Origin of the sequence: Kosakonia pseudosacchari (assembly GCF_015167415.1) — a bacterium.
GTDB classification, from domain to species: domain Bacteria; phylum Pseudomonadota; class Gammaproteobacteria; order Enterobacterales; family Enterobacteriaceae; genus Kosakonia; species Kosakonia pseudosacchari.
Genome location: NZ_CP063426.1, coordinates 50,459 through 66,779 on the forward strand (window position 1 = coordinate 50,459; position 16,321 = coordinate 66,779).

The 16,321-nt window shown below is 51.2% G+C and carries 17 protein-coding genes and 1 pseudogene; 10 read left to right on the forward strand and 8 right to left on the reverse strand.

Annotated elements, in window-relative coordinates:
- Positions 1-3: 3 nt before the first annotated feature.
- On the forward strand, positions 4-705 hold the full coding sequence (locus IP581_RS23630) for a DsbA family oxidoreductase (RefSeq protein WP_001194072.1): 702 nt from the start codon (positions 4-6) through the stop codon (positions 703-705).
- Positions 706-770: 65 nt separating this feature from the next.
- Positions 771-1,544 carry an SDR family NAD(P)-dependent oxidoreductase gene (locus IP581_RS23635; RefSeq protein WP_004729618.1) on the forward strand — a complete coding sequence of 258 codons (774 nt, stop codon included), beginning with the start codon at positions 771-773 and terminating at the stop codon, positions 1,542-1,544.
- Between the two features lie 185 nt (positions 1,545-1,729).
- On the opposite strand, the gene IP581_RS23640 is transcribed toward IP581_RS23635, so the two are convergent.
- Entirely contained in the window at positions 1,730-2,953 is a 1,224-nt protein-coding gene (locus tag IP581_RS23640; RefSeq protein WP_023287190.1) for a MalY/PatB family protein, read from the reverse strand.
- A gap of 133 nt (positions 2,954-3,086) precedes the next feature.
- Positions 3,087-3,956 carry a DMT family transporter gene (locus IP581_RS23645; protein WP_001567390.1) on the reverse strand — a complete coding sequence of 290 codons (870 nt, stop codon included), beginning with the start codon at positions 3,954-3,956 and terminating at the stop codon, positions 3,087-3,089.
- A 240-nt stretch (positions 3,957-4,196) separates the two neighbouring features.
- On the opposite strand from IP581_RS23645, the gene IP581_RS23650 reads away from it, so the two are divergent.
- Together IP581_RS23650 and IP581_RS23655 are read left to right on the forward strand one after the other, a co-directional pair.
- On the forward strand, positions 4,197-4,949 hold the full coding sequence (locus IP581_RS23650) for an alpha/beta hydrolase family protein (RefSeq protein WP_004729622.1): 753 nt from the start codon (positions 4,197-4,199) through the stop codon (positions 4,947-4,949).
- A 26-nt stretch (positions 4,950-4,975) separates the two neighbouring features.
- Positions 4,976-5,289 (forward strand): annotated as a pseudogene (locus IP581_RS23655) (Tn3 family transposase); the annotation flags it as partial.
- A 199-nt stretch (positions 5,290-5,488) separates the two neighbouring features.
- Here IP581_RS23655 and IP581_RS23660 read toward each other — a convergent pair.
- Entirely contained in the window at positions 5,489-6,913 is a 1,425-nt protein-coding gene (locus IP581_RS23660; protein ID WP_228007871.1) for an MFS transporter, read from the reverse strand.
- A gap of 202 nt (positions 6,914-7,115) precedes the next feature.
- On the opposite strand from IP581_RS23660, the gene IP581_RS23665 reads away from it, so the two are divergent.
- Together IP581_RS23665 and IP581_RS23670 are read left to right on the forward strand one after the other, a co-directional pair.
- A complete protein-coding gene (locus IP581_RS23665) occupies positions 7,116-7,517 on the forward strand; it encodes a MarR family winged helix-turn-helix transcriptional regulator (protein ID WP_064564031.1) in 402 nt (133 codons plus the stop codon).
- A gap of 110 nt (positions 7,518-7,627) precedes the next feature.
- Positions 7,628-8,638: an aldo/keto reductase gene (locus tag IP581_RS23670; protein ID WP_193822743.1), complete on the forward strand. Its 1,011-nt coding sequence runs from the start codon at positions 7,628-7,630 to the stop codon at positions 8,636-8,638.
- A gap of 98 nt (positions 8,639-8,736) precedes the next feature.
- On the opposite strand, the gene eamB is transcribed toward IP581_RS23670, so the two are convergent.
- Positions 8,737-9,324, reverse strand: coding sequence for a cysteine/O-acetylserine transporter (gene eamB / locus IP581_RS23675; protein WP_144136423.1), 588 nt, complete (start codon positions 9,322-9,324; stop codon positions 8,737-8,739).
- 104 nt (positions 9,325-9,428) lie between these two features.
- Between eamB and IP581_RS23680 the strand changes: the two genes are divergently transcribed.
- Both IP581_RS23680 and IP581_RS23685 read left to right on the forward strand, forming a co-directional pair.
- Complete coding sequence (locus IP581_RS23680) at positions 9,429-10,307, forward strand: LysR family transcriptional regulator (protein ID WP_228007872.1); 879 nt, start codon at positions 9,429-9,431, stop codon at positions 10,305-10,307.
- A gap of 297 nt (positions 10,308-10,604) precedes the next feature.
- The gene (locus IP581_RS23685) at positions 10,605-10,934 is read left to right on the forward strand and encodes a hypothetical protein (RefSeq protein ID WP_193822745.1); all 330 of its coding nucleotides are present in this window, start codon (positions 10,605-10,607) and stop codon (positions 10,932-10,934) included.
- On the opposite strand, the gene IP581_RS23690 is transcribed toward IP581_RS23685, so the two are convergent.
- Positions 10,912-11,715, reverse strand: coding sequence for a DUF4225 domain-containing protein (locus tag IP581_RS23690; protein ID WP_193822746.1), 804 nt, complete (start codon positions 11,713-11,715; stop codon positions 10,912-10,914). The genes IP581_RS23685 and IP581_RS23690 overlap by 23 nt on opposite strands.
- Positions 11,716-11,762: 47 nt before the next feature.
- On the opposite strand from IP581_RS23690, the gene IP581_RS23695 reads away from it, so the two are divergent.
- Positions 11,763-12,002: a hypothetical protein gene (locus tag IP581_RS23695; protein ID WP_193822747.1), complete on the forward strand. Its 240-nt coding sequence runs from the start codon at positions 11,763-11,765 to the stop codon at positions 12,000-12,002.
- Positions 12,003-12,639: 637 nt separating this feature from the next.
- Here the strand turns inward: IP581_RS23695 and repA are convergent.
- Complete coding sequence (gene repA, locus IP581_RS23700) at positions 12,640-13,548, reverse strand: plasmid replication initiator RepA (protein ID WP_016495573.1); 909 nt, start codon at positions 13,546-13,548, stop codon at positions 12,640-12,642.
- Between the two features lie 533 nt (positions 13,549-14,081).
- Positions 14,082-14,282 carry a hypothetical protein gene (locus IP581_RS23705; RefSeq protein ID WP_189660123.1) on the reverse strand — a complete coding sequence of 67 codons (201 nt, stop codon included), beginning with the start codon at positions 14,280-14,282 and terminating at the stop codon, positions 14,082-14,084.
- Here IP581_RS23705 and IP581_RS23710 point away from each other — a divergent pair.
- Entirely contained in the window at positions 14,257-14,370 is a 114-nt protein-coding gene (locus IP581_RS23710; protein WP_407659170.1) for an Hha/YmoA family nucleoid-associated regulatory protein, read from the forward strand. The genes IP581_RS23705 and IP581_RS23710 overlap by 26 nt on opposite strands.
- A gap of 1,157 nt (positions 14,371-15,527) precedes the next feature.
- On the opposite strand, the gene IP581_RS23715 is transcribed toward IP581_RS23710, so the two are convergent.
- Positions 15,528-16,310: a DsbA family protein gene (locus IP581_RS23715; RefSeq protein ID WP_016495574.1), complete on the reverse strand. Its 783-nt coding sequence runs from the start codon at positions 16,308-16,310 to the stop codon at positions 15,528-15,530.
- Positions 16,311-16,321: the final 11 nt, after the last annotated feature.

Below are 16,321 nucleotides of genomic sequence, written 5' to 3' on the forward strand. Positions count from 1 at the left end.
ATTATGCAAACGCTGAAACCCACCCTTACCATCGATATCTGGTCAGATTTGGTCTGCCCGTGGTGCTGGATTGCTAAAAAAAGATTTGAACAGGGTCTGAATCGCTTTGAATTTCGCGACCAGGTGGTGATCCGCCATCACAGCTACCGTCTGGCCGGTGGTACTCCCGCGATGCCTTTTAAGGATGCCATCGTTAAAAAGCTGGGCAGTCAGCATTCAGCGGAGCTGATGATGAATCAGGTGGGCACCGCCGGTAAATCTGAAGGTCTGATCTACAACTTCGACGGCATGATGTTTGGTGATACAGAAGATGCACACACCCTGCTGGTTGCCGCGCGTAAGGCCGGAATTGCGGACGCGGTGGAAGAACGTTTTTATCATGGCAGTATCACCGAAGGTCGCTCTCTCTTTGACCGTCAGCAGCTCGTTGCCATGGCCGTAGAAGCCGGTATGCCGAAAGCTGACGCTGAAGCCGCCCTGGAAAATGACGATTTTCGCGCCACCGTTTCCGACGATGAAGCCCACGCACAGTCTATTGGCCTCAGCGGCGTTCCGGTTTTTGTGATGAACGAAAAATATGCCATCAGCGGGGCTCAGGCAGCAGATAACTTTTTGAATGCCCTGCGTCAGGTCTGGGATGAACAGCAAACCGAATTTTCAGCCACTGCGGGTCAGACCTGCGGAACGGATGGCTGCAGTATTTAATCCGTCAACCGCCGGCAGTTTCACGCTGCCGGCAACGTCTTACCCACCAGTAATGGAGTCAGAAAATGAACACTTTTTTCAAAGGTAAAAAACTGCTCGTCGTCGGCGGTACCAGCGGCATGGGCCTGGCCGTGGCACGCATGGTACTGGAAGCGGGCGGCAGTGTCGTGCTGACCGGGAATAAAAAAGACAAAGCCGAAGCGGTGCAAAAAGAACTGAGCCCTCTGGGACCGGTTGCGGTCATCGCGGCGAACCTGATGACCGAAGAAGGTATGGAAACTATCCGTCAGGAAATTAATGCTCACCATCGCGATATCAGCCTGATGGTGAATGCCGCCGGTATCTTCATGCCCAAAGGATTTACCGAGCACAGCTTTGCCGATTATGACATGTATCTTTCGCTGAACCGAGCCACGTTCTTTATTACACAGGATGTCGTGAAGAACATGCTCGCCGCGAAGCTCGAAGGGTCTATCGTCAACGTCGGTTCGATTGGTGCTCAGGCTGCACTGGGTGACTCGCCGGCCTCGGCCTATTCAATGGCAAAAGCGGGTCTGCATGCCCTGACGCGTAATCTGGCGATTGAGCTGGCCAGCGCGGGTATTCGTGTCAACGCGGTGTCTCCCGGGATTGTTCATACGCCGATATACGAAGGCTTCATGGACAAAGCGGATATCGCAGATGCTATGAAGTCGCTGAACGATTTCCACCCGCTGGGACGCGTCGGAACTGCCGAAGATGTGGCAAACACTATTCTCTTCCTGTTGTCTGACAAAACCTCATGGGTGACGGGCGCTATCTGGGATGTCGATGCGGGCATCATGGCGGTCAGACGATAACCCCGTGACGCTGGCATAAGCCGCCCCTTAAGGGCGGCATTTTTTTGTCGCCAGATATGTCATCAGCAGGCTTCACTAAGAATATTCACGACCTGTTCATCCGTGCCTTTTGTGTTCCCGGCACAGGGTGTTATGCCGGGTTCTGACGACATCCTGACAGGACAAAACGGCCAGAGAGAAAGGGGTTATACACGATGAGGAGCCGGTATCCGCAGTACCTGTGAAATTCTTTTCATCCCTGCTGTCAGCATACTCCGTGGGCAGGCCAGATTTAACCGGATATATCCGTCCCCATTGTCGACAAACAGCAAGCCCCCTTCAAGAAGGACCCCTGACTCCCGGGCAAAATACAGCGATAAATCCTCACCTGCGGTGTCGGGCAGGTAGCGGCTAATATCTATCCAGGCCAGATATGTCCCTTCGGGGATCGAGAACCTGGTTTCGGGTAAATAGCTTTTGAGATAGTCGTGCAGGTACTGGAAATTGCCGTCAATATATTCCCTCAGATGGACAAGCCAGTCATCACATTCACTCCACGCCGCTTTGTTTGCTGCCAGGCTCAGTGGAGAGATGAACTCGTCGTGTCTGAGACGCCACTCGCTTCTGACACCGGGATCCGGAATAATAATATTTGCCAACAAATTCCCGGCCAGATTGAATGTTTTACTCGAGGACATGCAGGTAATAATGCGTGTAGAATCAGGGAAAAGAGAGGCGGCCGGTGTATGACCGATACCGCTTCGGGACAGGTCGCAGTGAATTTCGTCAGATATCACCCAGATGTCATTGGCCAGGCAAATTTCAATAATCCGCTTAAGTTCATCAGGCCGCCAGACTCGTCCGGTCGGGTTATGCGGATTACACAGGAAAAGAATTTTCACACGTAAATCGGCCTGACTGGCTTTGCGTGCAAAGTCTTCCCAGTCAGGTTCCCAGCCGCCTGCTGATTTTTTTAACGCCGAGTACACCACGCGACGCTGACTGTATTCACCCGCCTTTTTAAACGGGCCATATGAAGGCGTCATAATAAGAATACTGTCATCCATGTCGGTCAGAAGCGGGACGAGACGGTTCAGCGCGGGAATAATGCCCGGAGACAGCACAATGTCTTCCGTTTTGAAACGGTGACCATATTGTCGCTCACACCAGCTGCCAAAGATCTCATAGTATTCTTCGTCGTAGATTTTAGTGTAGCCGAGTATTTTTCTATCCAGACGGTCTCTGATGGCCTGAAGAATCGGCTCTGGTGTGGCAAAAGCCATGTCAGCAACCCAGAGGTTGATTAGCCCTTCTGCCGGATACCGCATTGCAAATTCGGACTGTCCCGAAAACAGGTATTCCCGCCAGCCGTCCACGGTGAGACTGTCTGTTTTCTCTCTGCTTACGTACTCATCAAAATCATATTTCATTTCATAAACCTGCCTTAGGTGTAGTCAGAAACGTCGACCTCAGTATTACTGTCAGTCTGATGCCGAAGCGGGAAAACTGGCTCGTGTGATTAACATAAGAGAATCATCACAACTGCATGAATTAATTGCGTTATTAAGGTTCTCTCGCCTTTGTCATCGACTGACGGGGGGATTTCTCGCGTGTCACCATCACAATGCCAGTCAGCACCGCCAGGGCAGAAAATATCGTTCTGACCGTCAGTGATTCATCCAGGAATACCACACCCCCTAGCATTGCCAGACAGGGAACGCTGAGCTGAAGGGTACTGGCGGTGATAGAGCCGAGAGAGGGTAAAAGGGTATACCACAATACATATGCACCGGCTGAGGCGGCGGCACCGGACAGCAATGACAAAGCAATGCCCGCAGCATCATAGTGACCCTGCTTCATAAACAGCAACGAAAGAGCGAGAGCCATCGGCGTGGCGAGTACAAAATTTGCCGCCGTTGAAGCCCCGGCCGCCTGGCCCGCCCTCCCCCTGACGGAATAGGCGGCCCAGGCTAATCCGGCAACGATCATCATAAGTGCACTGTAAAGCGGCGGTGCCTTCGCCCCGGGTAACAGCAGGGCAGCAATTCCTGCCAGAGCAATAACTAAACCGCAAGCCCGCATAACGGAGAGTGATTCCCCTTTAAATAATCCGTGGATCACCATCGCAAACTGTACGGCACCAAAAAGTAACAGCGCACCTGCCCCGGTATCGAGATGGATATAGGCGACAGAGAAGAGCACTGCGTACACCATGAGGTAAAATCCGCTCAGCGGACGCCACAGCGATAATGTAGTTTTTGCGTGATAAAACAAGAAAGGTGACAGGACGAGTGCACCACTGGCCAGCCTGAGGCTGCTGAATGAAAGGGGATCAATGTGGCCTCCCTGCAGGGCCAGACGGCACAGAATAGAGTTTGCAGCAAACGCCAGCATTGCCAGGGATATTTTAAGAATGAGCGCGCAATTGGCCATTCAGTGAGACCTCATAAAATTCTTGTAAACTACCATCTAGTTGGTAGCATAGCGTAAGTGATCACCGAACAGGAAGCAATAATCAGCTTTCAAACTGGAAGGTGAGGACAAGCATTCGGAATGAATTCTGTTTCACATCCCCAGTAGAGGAAGGAAAACGCGTAATGCCAGATGCAGAGCAGAAGATTATTTTTCCCTGCGATCAAACATATGAAATCAGTTTAAGACCTGGAATATCCTATGAAAAAACTAAAATTTACGTTCAAAAATGCGGCTGGTGAAGAACTGGCCGGATTGCTTGAACTTCCTGAAAATCCTAAAGCGTTTGCGCTGTTAGCTCATTGTTTTACGTGTGGCAAAGACCTCAAAGGCGCGGCGCGTATTGCGCGGAAACTGACAGAGAATGCTATCGCCGTTCTCCGGTTTGATTTTACTGGTCTGGGAAACAGCGAAGGGGATTTTTCCAACACCAACTTCTCATCCAATATTTCGGACCTGCTTTGCGCGGTAGATTATCTCCGCCGACAGTACGAAGCGCCTTCTTTGCTCATTGGCCATAGCCTGGGGGGATCGGCCATTCTGTCTATTGCCGGCGAAGTTCCTGAGGCAAAGGCCGTTGTCACCATAGGATCACCCGGAGAACTGACACACGTAAAACGTCTTTTTAAGGATGATGTTGAAAACATTAACCAGCATGGAGCCTATCCCGTTGAGCTGGCCGGGCGGGTATTTACCTTAAAGAAACAGATGCTGGACAATATTCAGGAACACAAAATCGCTCATAAGGTGTTCGCCATGAACAAGCCTCTGCTTATTTTTCATGCGACTGAAGATGATACTGTGTTAATTGAGCAGGCCGAAAAAATATTCAAAGCAGCAAAGCATCCCAAGAGTTTCATTTCGTTGGGTAAGGCGGATCACCTTCTGACTCATGCTCAGGATGCTGAATACGTTGCCGATATCATTATATCGTGGAGCGAATGTTACCTATAAACAGAGTAAATGCGTTCAAACTCGTAGCGCAGAGGGCGATTTTCTGCAGAGATCGGACGCTGTTTATGCTGGACTGATTTTGCGATAAAGGCTTAGGCCGATGCATACAGGCGGGGCTGAATAAGGGTGAGGCCCTTGGGCGAGCATCCTTCATGCACCGGCTGAATGAAATCAGGGATCTGGGGGTGGGAGGATCAGCGTTACCACGCCACCGGCGCTGACACTACATACGGCGGCGATAACACTCTGGAATACGGTTTATATAGAAAGAACCATTGAGCCGCTTAAGCAAAAAGGAGTCCCTGTTAATGAACTGCTGGTCTCTCATCCTTCTCCACTGCTGTACAAAATATAGTCTTAGCGTGGGATAATTTCCGTTTTCCAAGCGGACCCCTTGTCAGTCCAAACGAATAACAGGCTGCTGCGGTTATGACAAATGCGAACTTCCGCTCCTCGCTCACAGCAGACATGATGGTCACGCAGCCTGTCCGCTGCGTGCCAGGAGCGGACATTGACTTGCTCCCGTGTTGCTGAGGCATTTACTTTTTCGGGGAAATTTTGCGGCGCAGGTAATTCGCCGACAGCGCCGCAATAAGGCCACACAGGCTCATCAGCAGCCAGGCTGCATGGAAGGATTCGGGTGCAGCAGCTTTACCGCTTAGAGCAACAAAAAGCGCAACGCCGATCGCCGCACCAATCTGGCGTGAAGTGTTGATCAGCCCTGTTCCTGTCGAATACATATGGGCCGGAAGCCCGGAAACCGCACCTGCCATAAAGCCCGTCTGCGCGATACCCGCACCGAGTCCGGTCATAATCAGTCCGGGCAAATAGTTCAGTAACCAGGCATTATCGGTATGGTCGCTGAGCGTTAAAAACCACCAGAGTCCACTCAGGAAGTACAGTACGGAGCCTGCGACAGCAAGGTTCTGTGGAGTGGCCTTTACCCTCCCGATAAGCAGCGAGGCGACAACGGCGGTGCCGGGTCCCGCAGCAAAAGCAAGACCTGCCTGTGCGGAGGTCAGGTGCCATGCCTGGGTCAGAAACATCGTGCCGCCAAGTAACATAACGGCAAAACTCATATAAAAACATCCCATGCCTATTGTTGCCGTTGTGAAAGCCCGGGAATGGAACAGACTCAGGTCGAGAAGAGGACGGGAGGATTTCAGGCAGTGGTACACAAATACCGTCAGAACGACGATGGCTCCCATACTTCCCGCGAAAATAGCGGCTTTGTGGGTGGCCCATTCCGAAGTATGAGCTATGGTGGCGGTGAGGAGAGCTATTCCTGACGTCAGGAGTACGCTTCCAGCAATATCGGGGGCAGGCCCGGTATGCGGTGCACTTTCTTTCAGGTATCGGGTACAGATGAGAGCCCCAATCACGATGGGCACGTTGATGAAGAAAATCAGATGCCAGTCCGCCTGAACCAGAAAGCCACCCAGGACAGGGCCCGCCGCGGCCGCAACCGAGCCGGTGGCTGCCCAGAACCCGATCATCTGCTTATGCTTCTCCTGAGGATATGCACCCAGTAGTAGCCCAAGGCTTGTCGGGATGAGCATGGCCGCAGCAACCCCCTGTATTGCCCGCGCGGCGATGAGTATCCAGAGCGTGGGCGCCAGCCCGCAGAGCAGGCTCGACAGTCCAAACAGGGCCAGACCTACCGAGAAAATAGTCCGTCGGCCGTACCGGTCAGCAAAACGGCCGCTCAGCACCAGAGTGGAGGCAAAACAGACTGAGAAGATCGTCAGAATCAGTGACAGTGTGGCCTCGGGGTGTTCGGGAAAACTTCGGCTGATCGACGGGAAGGCAAGATTGACGACAAATAAGTCCAGGGAGCTCAGGATGCTGCCCAGCCCGATTGAAAGCAGGCCTGCCGGGTGAATACGTGATGGCGAACTCGCTGTTATGGTTGATGAATTAAGGGTCATTGTTCCTCTCTGAATAAAGTGCTGTTCGCTGGCCATGGCATAATAATACGTGTATATACCCGCATATTACTCCGAGCGTCAACGCTTTCCAGCCCGCAGGTTAATAAACCTATGGTTTCAGGCAGAGAGTCACTGCAACAGATGATTATCTCCCGGCGTCGCGTTCTGGACTCAGATATAATGCGGGTATATGCTCGTAAACCCCTTTTGTTCTCTGAGCTTGATACGGGCACTTGATATGAGTTCTCCCTGTTACTGTAAAAATCTGCGCGACTTCACTCGTAAGGTGACCGCTATTTATGACGCCGAGCTGGATGCCTATGGCATCAATATTGCGCAGTATTCGTTGATGAAGCTGGTGATAAATAATAATCCCGTAAGCCTTACCCGGCTCGGTGATATCGCCGGGCTGGATCGTTCCACGGTAGGACGAAACGTCACCATTCTGGTGCGTCAGGGGTGGTTGCAGGTTGACCGTGATGGCATGGACAAAAGGCAGCAGCAGGTTTCCATCACCCCTGAAGGTGAAGCGCTCATCAGAGAAGCCTTTCCGGCCTGGCAGCGCTGCCAGCACGTCATTGAAAAACATCTTGGACCTGATAACGTCAGGGCGCTGCAGCACATTTTTCACCAAATCTGAATTGCAGGTTGCCAGTTTAAAAGAATAAGATGATATGCGGGTATATACCCGTATGCCTGTATCTCTTTTAAAGACCAGGAAAATCATAAACATAAGCAACAGGTGACAACGTGAAATATCAGATCCTTGGAAATACGGGCGTTAAAGTCTCTTCAGTGGCCCTGGGAACGGCAAATTTTGGCATGCGGTGGGGGCACGGCGCATCGTTAGACGAAAGTCGGGCGATTTTAGATGCCTTTGAAGCGGATGGCGGTAACTTTATCGATACCGCTGACGTGTATCAGTTCGGTGAATCGGAAGAGTTCCTGGGGACCCTCCTTCAGGGGCGCAGAGATGATTTCTTTCTCGCGACAAAATATTCGAGCGGCGCAGCTAAAACGGCTGGCGGGCTGGTTACAGGCAACAGCCGCCGGGCGATGGTGTCCTCGGTGGAGTCGAGCCTGAAGCGGCTCAAAACCGATCGTATTGATTTATACTGGGTTCATCATCCTGATGATATCACGCCTTCAGAAGAGCTGGTCCGGGGACTTGAAGATCTGTCCAGAGCCGGAAAAATTCTTTACGCCGGTTTGTCCAATTTTTCGGCCTGGCGGCTGGCACGCGCAGCAACGCTTGCCGAGTTGTCTCACGCGGTGCCCATTGTCGCCTCTCAGTTCCAGTACAGTCTGGTTTCACGTCAGCCCGAACGTGACATGCTGCAAGCCTGCCGGGCGCTGCAGATAACACCCATAACCTGGTCCCCGCTGGGCGGTGGAATGCTCACCGGCAAATACCGGGCCGGTGAAAAAGGCAGGGCAGAAGGGATGGGTGGAAAGGTATTCCAGGCGGAAAACAACGAACAGCGGAGCGCCATTCTCGACGAAGTTCTGGCTATTGCCGCTGAAACCGGGGCAAGCCCCGACCAGGTGGCTATTGCCTGGGTTGCTGCACAGGAATGTATCCCTATTATCGGCCCCCGGACGCATGCGCAGTACGTCAGCAATGCGGGATTTTCAGGGCTGAGTCTCACAGATGCACAAATCGACAGGCTGAACAGCGTCAGCCAGTTTGACAATGACATTAAAACTGCCCCCGTTCAGGCATTACCGGATCACGTTATACCGGGTAAACCAGTGGCATAACATCAGGGTAAGGCCCTGAGGAATAAACTGACACCAGAACTGGTGTCAGTTTATCCGACTGAAGTGACCGGAACAGGATCAAGCGAACTGTATGTTTTTTACAGCAACATATCCAACGCGACCAGTACAAGTGCCCCTGCAAGGATCATATTGACCAGGCGACCGTGCCGGCGCAGAAGCACCTGAAACAGGTGTCCTGCCGCCGCCCAGCAGAGATTGCCAAAGGCGCCGATCGCCGCCAGCAGAACGCTGACCAGAATAATCCAGACCTTACTGCTGGTATAGGGGATGACAAAGGTGGAGAGAGCCGTTATCCCGTAAAGGATGATTTTTACATTCGCAAACTGCAGTAAAAAACTGGTTCTGAAGCTCAGTGGGACGTCAGAGCCGGTGTTATTTGCCGGCTGGCTTCGGGCTATTTTCAGTGCCAGCCAGAGAATATAAACCACGCCTGACCAGGTCAGCCAGTGGGTGACGGAAGGCAGTGTCCGGGTTATCGCCACGGTAAATAAGGCGCACAGGAGCATAATAATGAGAAATCCCGCACCCATGCCAGCCAGTAGACGCAGGCTTTTACGGAATCCGTGAGTATGCACGCTGCTCAGAGCCAGAATGTTATTAGGACCCGGGGTAAGTGCAGTAATGAAAGTATAAGCCAGAAAAGCTCCGGCAATTGAAAGCGACATAATAACTCCTCTTTTTTTTTAATTTAGAGGATGCCAATAAGAAAAAATATTGAATGTTTTCGCACTCATGATTCAACGTTATGAATACTTCACAGGAGATAATCTTGGATTTACGCCGTTTGTTAACCCTCAGGACCATTCTGGAGGAAGGAACATTTGCCAAAGCAGCAAGTAAACTGTGCTGTACGCAGTCAACGGTCACATTTCAGATCAGACAACTTGAGGCCGAATACAGCGTTCAGCTGTTTGAAAAAATTGGCCGCCGCATGGTGCCAACGGATGCCGCCAGGAATATGGTGCCCCATATTGATATGATGATGGTCGCCATAAATGGCATTAAACAGGCCGTCCAGCAAAACGCTGAACCGGAAGGTGAGTTGCGCATTGCCGTGGGCGAGACGTTGCTTTCCTACCGGATACCGCAGGTGCTGAAGAGATTTAAAAAAAGAGCGCCGAATGTGATGTTGTCTCTGCAATCCCAGAACTGTTATACAATCCGCGACAGCCTGCTGGCCAATGAAATTGATTTGGGGATTTTCTATCGGGTGGGCAAGGATGTTTCCCTCATCATGGAAAACTATGGCGAACATCCTCTCGTGCTCGTTGCCTCTCCCGAATTAGCACTGGTTGATTTCACTCGGGGAAATCAGCATATCCCCGTTAGTTTCATTATTAATGAAAAACAATGTGTATTCCGTCTGATGTTTGAATCTGTCCTCAGACAAAGAAAAATAACGATTGACTCCACCATTGAACTCATCAGCATTGAAAGCATTAAGCAGTGCGTGATGGCTAATACAGGCGTGACGTACTTACCGCGATTCACGGTGGAGAAAGAGCTGCGTGCCGGGCTGCTGCAGGAACTTCCTCTGTCACTGGCCCCTGAAACCCTTTCTGCAGTGTGTGCTCATCACTCAGGTAAGGTCATTACGCCAGCAATGGGACTGTTTATTCAGTCCTTACGGGAGAGCCTGGACGCCTGACCGCTGCCCTCGTATTGCTTTGCAGTGCCCTGTCGGTTTTAACAGTACACAGGGCTGATAATGATTAATGGCCAAACGATGTCACATTAAGCCGGTCCCCCGGAAGTCCAGGTACGGCTGATAACACCACGTCAATTTTTCTTTTCATTCTCGGGTATGCGCGGCGTGCTCCTCCTGAGGACAACATAAAGAACTGCTTCAGAACAATTATCAATACTCAGACATTTTCTGGTAACCGGGATACGTCCTTCCGGTTAAGATAAGTCGCGTTATACTTCAGGAGATCGGGAGGGGCTTATGACCAGTTTTGAAACGGAATTACTTGAATCAGGATTTACTGCAAAAGATCTGAATTACCTGCACAAAAACATCAGCCGGTATGGGTCCTCGCTTCGCGAGGTTGTCCAGGAGCTGGGGAAACGCTTTGTTATGGTATTAAGTATAAGCGCCGGCGTGTCACTGGTTTTTCTTGCGCTCGTACTTTTTGCTGAACGACACAATATCATTTCCGGGGGCGTATCCCTGATCGTCGTCCTGCTGATAACCTGGTTTTTCCAGCCCCCGGTGATTTCCTATAAAGCCTGGCGCTACAGAAAACTGAGCCTCAGTTCGTCGAAGGGGCGCTAGACATCAGATCGAAGACGACTTTTGCAGAAACGCCCCAGCCAACAATTTTCATGGTCAGCATGGCACGGTTCATTCCATCAACCTTGCGGTAGAAATCGAGGGGAAGCCAGCGGAAAAGACGCCATGCCTCTGGTTTTCTGATGGCACCGAAGACCGTATATACGCTGGCGGCCAGGCTGACACTGTTATAAATCCCCAGACCGGATTCACGACGAAACCCCATAAACTGCGCAATATCCATCACGCCATCGGCAACCATACCCTCTGAATCTGGCCGGTTCTGAAGTTTCCTGTTAATTTCTTTTGAGATCCCGTTTGCTCCATCCATGACCAGAATTGCACCGGCAAGAGCGCCTACCGGGGTCATTGTCATCATCGCAGCAACACCTGCGACTATCTGCAGCCCTGAGAGCACGACTTTAACCGTGGATATCATGTAACCCACGATTTTATTATTTTCCGTTACCAGCTCGACCTGGGCATACACCTGGGCTGTGCGCGATCGGATCATCCTGCTCTGTTCGAGAAGGCTGTCATTTTCAGCTCTGATATTTTTAAGGCACTGCATGCATTCTTCGTCCGTTCTGGCCGCTCGTGTGGCACTGAACTGCTGCATGACAAACTGCCTGATATCTTCCATAAATTTAATCCGGGTAAGCCCGTCAGTAAGGTGCTCACCGCCAACAATATTGGCCGTATTGATGAGCTTCCTGGCTTCTAGATTAATCATGGTTTCAGCCCATGCCCGTCCATTTTGTCCAGGGAAAAGCGCAATATCCATTTTGGGTTCCTTGTCTGAAAATTATCCATTAAAGATTATCCAGCCTCATGAAACAGGCAACATTTTTTCATGGCTTCACTCAAAACCAGAAAATCATCCTGCTTCATTATGTCATTTGCTTTTTAGTCGGACGAGCAGCGCGCAGTCTGACCATGAATGTGCCGAAGGCACATGCCGGCGGAAAACAGGCTGAAAATAGCGCTGTGGTCACATCCGCCGGAGCGCCCGGCGAAGCCGGCAACATGATAGCCTGTGGCTATTACCCCCCCATCCCTGCAAAGCCATAACCCTCTTACAGCGACGCAGAACGTTATGTGCGCGGTCGGAGTGGTCACGTCGAGGCTGTGCCGAAGACGGGGCGTATCTCCGCGTTAGCGCCCGGAAGGGCGCTTACGAGCGTGTCACAAAGGACTTCCAGCGACAGAACTTACCGCGACTCAAATTCTTAGTTACATCATCCTCTTTAAAGCGGCACTGTTCCGGGCCTCCGGCCCGGGGCGGCGCGGCTTTTCAGGGCTGAATGGCGTCTCTGCTGGCGGGTTTCAGCGCGGAGGGGACCCGCCGCTGGCGGTGGGGGGAAGCAACTTTCTGAGCGGCGCAGCCGTCAGGCTGCTGCAAGCGAAGGCATCTTCGGGTTTTCCCCGTTATCCACCGTTTTTATCCAGTGAATAAGGTTGATCTCTTATGAATATAAGTAAGGACGAAGTCCTGATAATTTTGCGCGTTATCTGATGCAGGTTGCTGATAACCGGGTTTGTCCGTTTGCGGATAAATGTGGAAAGATTAAAAACGATAAATGCTGTGGCCATTTTCAGCCACATGCACTGGAGGGACTGGCGTTACATTGATGCAATTTTAACCAGCGTTTTATGACAGACGTACGAAAGCCTCCGCAGTAAAGCGGATGGCTAAAAAAACGGCTGTCTAGTGAGGGGGCGGGGTGCCCGGTGGCTCGAGGTTCACCAGTTCAAGCTGGTAAAGCTGCGCCCAGACCATTTTCTCGAACTGACGTGACGTTATATGCCCCACGTCACCTTTCAGGCTGCGCATCAGCCCTTCGGAAATCTGGCGCTTGCGCTCATCGAAGGGGAGTTCTGCCAGCTTCCTGCGCTGTTTGCCTTCGATAGCGCGCGTTCTGCGCGTCAGGATGGTCTGGTTCCGGCAGCGTTCATACCAGCGGCTGCGGGCTGCCTTCAGGGAGAGGGTTTCTCCGGGCGCAAGGATCCCGTCTTCGATGGCCGCCAGACGTTCAGCCTGTTCTGCCCGCAATTTATCCGTATCAATTCCCGTCAGCCGCCATCCGGCCTCGGTGATGATCACATGTTTGGGAAAACGGCAGTTATTGACCATATCCCATTCGGCTTCCGGCGCATAAACGAAGCCAAAGCGCGCCAGTTCAGTCACCAGGCGGGAAACGCGGGTGACCGTGACGGCCTGTCCGGGGATGATGTTGCCGTCATCATCTTTCGGGCTTAACTCTTCTGCCAGTCGGGTGATGTTGATGGTCACAATGTCCGTGGCCAGATCAACCTTGTTGATAAAGAGAATAAACAGCGCATCAAGCAGCTGCCGGCGAACGTAACGGAAAGCCCGTTTGCGCCCGGCAGCTGGACGGAGAAAAGTGAAGAGAGGATCGGCAGACACGCGACGGCGAATCACCCACTCACCGATATTTTTATCCCGGACGATAAGGTTTCGCAGGGCGCGGCCATGCTCTTTACTGAGGGCTTTGTAATGTGCCGGACGGATATACTGTGGTGCCGGGCATTTACAGGCCGTGGAATGAGTACCACGGTGGCGACGATCGTCGCGCGGTTTTATATTGTCATTCACGCCGGCCTTTTCTTATGGCGGCCGGGTGTTGTTTTATGTGATGCATGCGTTATAATCCTTCACAGGCGCTGCGCCTGCTTTTGGACCCCCTGATATCTGACTCTTCCGCCAAGTTGAATACAGATTTCGGGGGGTTTTTGCATTCCGGCTCCGGCAAATCTGCCGTCACCTTCTCCCGGGCGTTTTACGGATACGCCCCATCCCGGTATTCCATAAGCATCCCGCCCGCTCGCATGTACAGGCGTGAAGCGTGAATCTGGCATATCTCCTGATATCATCCGTCTCACCACAAGACTTCGGAATCAGTCAGCGCACTGATTTGAGATAAGTCATAATTCAAAAATATATCAGCGAAAAGGCCTCACCACAGGCTTTCCACGACGAAACGAGTCTACTCAATTGGCGTTGAGTTTTCCAGTAGAAAGGATCGCGGAAAAGGCCGGTGGATCTGAAAATTTGCGGGAAGTTATGCGAAGTTGGACTTCTGTGCGGATTTAAGTATTTGTAGGCAATTCATCTCTGGATTTGCAGAGCTACCCCTCTGTGACGATTGGGATATCATCGGCTCCGGTAATCTGTGAACGCAGGGTATGAAATGACCACTCAACATAATGCGGCAAAGGATCTTTAGCACCTGTATCTGCTGAATTCAGGCGGTGTTCTTCAGAAGAGACGCAGGAAGAAATTTTTGAATGGCTGCGCGATACGCTGACCGGGGATGTGCTGGAAGCCATAATGAGTGCCTCCGATCACCGCCGCGCGGAACTGAAGCATAACTGCCTCTGGGATAAAGTCCCAGCCAGTGCATCAAAAAATGTCTGAAACGGCACTTCCAATGCGGGCAACACTGAAGTCCCGACCAGGGCATGGAATAATCTTTTCTTTTAGATGTTAACTATATGTTTGTGCAGTTATCACCTTCCTTGTCAGCGAGAGAGCTTTTTCCACCATCAACTTTCTGTCAGACGTTGCTACATAAGGTCTGTAACATCACGAAAATATGATTGGGATTGAGCTTAATGCACCCATGAGAGCTTTTTTCTTATACACAATAAGCACAAGATCAAAATTTCATTTTTTTTTGCAAATTATTGACATTCTCGCAAGCCACAGCGGGCGGGGACTTAGCAATTATCACGCTTTCGCAACCTCAATTTAACCTCAAAATCAACTCTTGTGCTCAACACAAAGGTTACTAAAATGATTGTCAAGAGCTAGATATGGGCGAGGTTCGAGAAGTTGTCCCAAGATATAGTGGACAGGATTAAGCCCAGTTAAGGATATGAAAAAGCCCGACTGATGAGGTCGGGCCTTTCAAAATGGGAAAAAGTTTGCGGCTTTTTCCACACGCCGTATGTGTCTGCCAGCTGAAATTAGCTTAACGATAAGAACGGCATCCTTCAATTATTTTATCTGACTTTTATGATTTGCCATTGATTCATAATTGAATTTATTAAGTCGGGTTCTTGGTGATGCTTGAGCCCCGCCCCAACAAAAATTTGCGCCGTATGTGTCTGCCAGCCCCTGACACAACAACTGTAAAGACGAGTCCAAGGGTGTTTACAGCCAGGCGTAAAGAGACGGAAGAGATCAAATGCATATGTGGCTTTTGGTACTGAAACTCGCTCAACCCTTGATAGTCATCATTCTGACTTTAAGAGAATACTGGCATGAACGTAAACACTGAGCCTGGAGGCTTATATGGGTAAGTTGTTGAAGTTAATACATCCGATGATCGCGATTGTTCTCGTCATTATGGATTACATTGAAAATCGCTGATTATGTTTTGGCAAATCCCGCTCAGGCGGGATTTTTTATGTTCGGTTCGTAGTTTTGTCTTCCACATACTTTCATTCAGAGCGGCATGACGCCGGTCTGCCCAATGATGCTAAAAAATTTCTGAAATAACAGGTAACCCGGATAATGCAGGGGGTTATCTGCGTTATCCGGGTTGGACAAGCCCGGACGGACCGGGCGCGTCAGTGCTGTGCTTTATCGATGGCCGCAAGCAGCTGCTGTGGTGAGGCCAGCCCGGCAAATACCGTGATGTTTTTCGGTGTGGCGTTCTGCACCGGCATCACAATCAGGCCGGGTGTTCCGGTCAGCCCCAGCGCCTGAGCCAGTGTGTCATTTTTTTCCAGAACTGCCGTGTAATCTATGGGTTTCAGCTCCGTCACGCCGGCTGTTCTTGCCACCGCGTCGATATCCTCTGTAGTCAGTTCCCCTTCGTTATGCCCGGTGTGATAGATACCATTGTGGAATTTCAGGTAACCCTCAGCCCCTTTCTGTTTCCAGACATCGATACCGCGCTGTGCAGCAGTGGAAGAGGCTTCCCATTTAGACGCAAAAATTGGCCATTCTTTAAAGATGTAACGCACATCCGGACGGGATTTCATGACCTGCTCAAGTCCCGGTGCCAGACGGCTGCAGTAAACGCACTGGTAGTCAAAGAACTCAATGACTGCGACTTTTGCCTTCGCCGGTCCGACTGACGGCGTGTCGGCATCCTGCAGCAGCGCTGCCTGGTTGTCCATCACCCTGGCAGTCAGCGCCATCTGCTGGCGCTCCTGCTGTTGCTGCTGCAGTTTCTGGCTGACCTGCACCAGAATTTCCGGGTGCTGAACCAGGTAATCGGCGGCGATTTTGCCGATTTGCGCTTCCTGTTCCGGCGTGAATACCGGCGCAGGGGCTGCATGGAGGGGGGGTAAAAACGCAAAAGCGTATGTTGTAACTAATAAAGACACTATTTTGTTCAGTTTCATGCCTGTGCTCT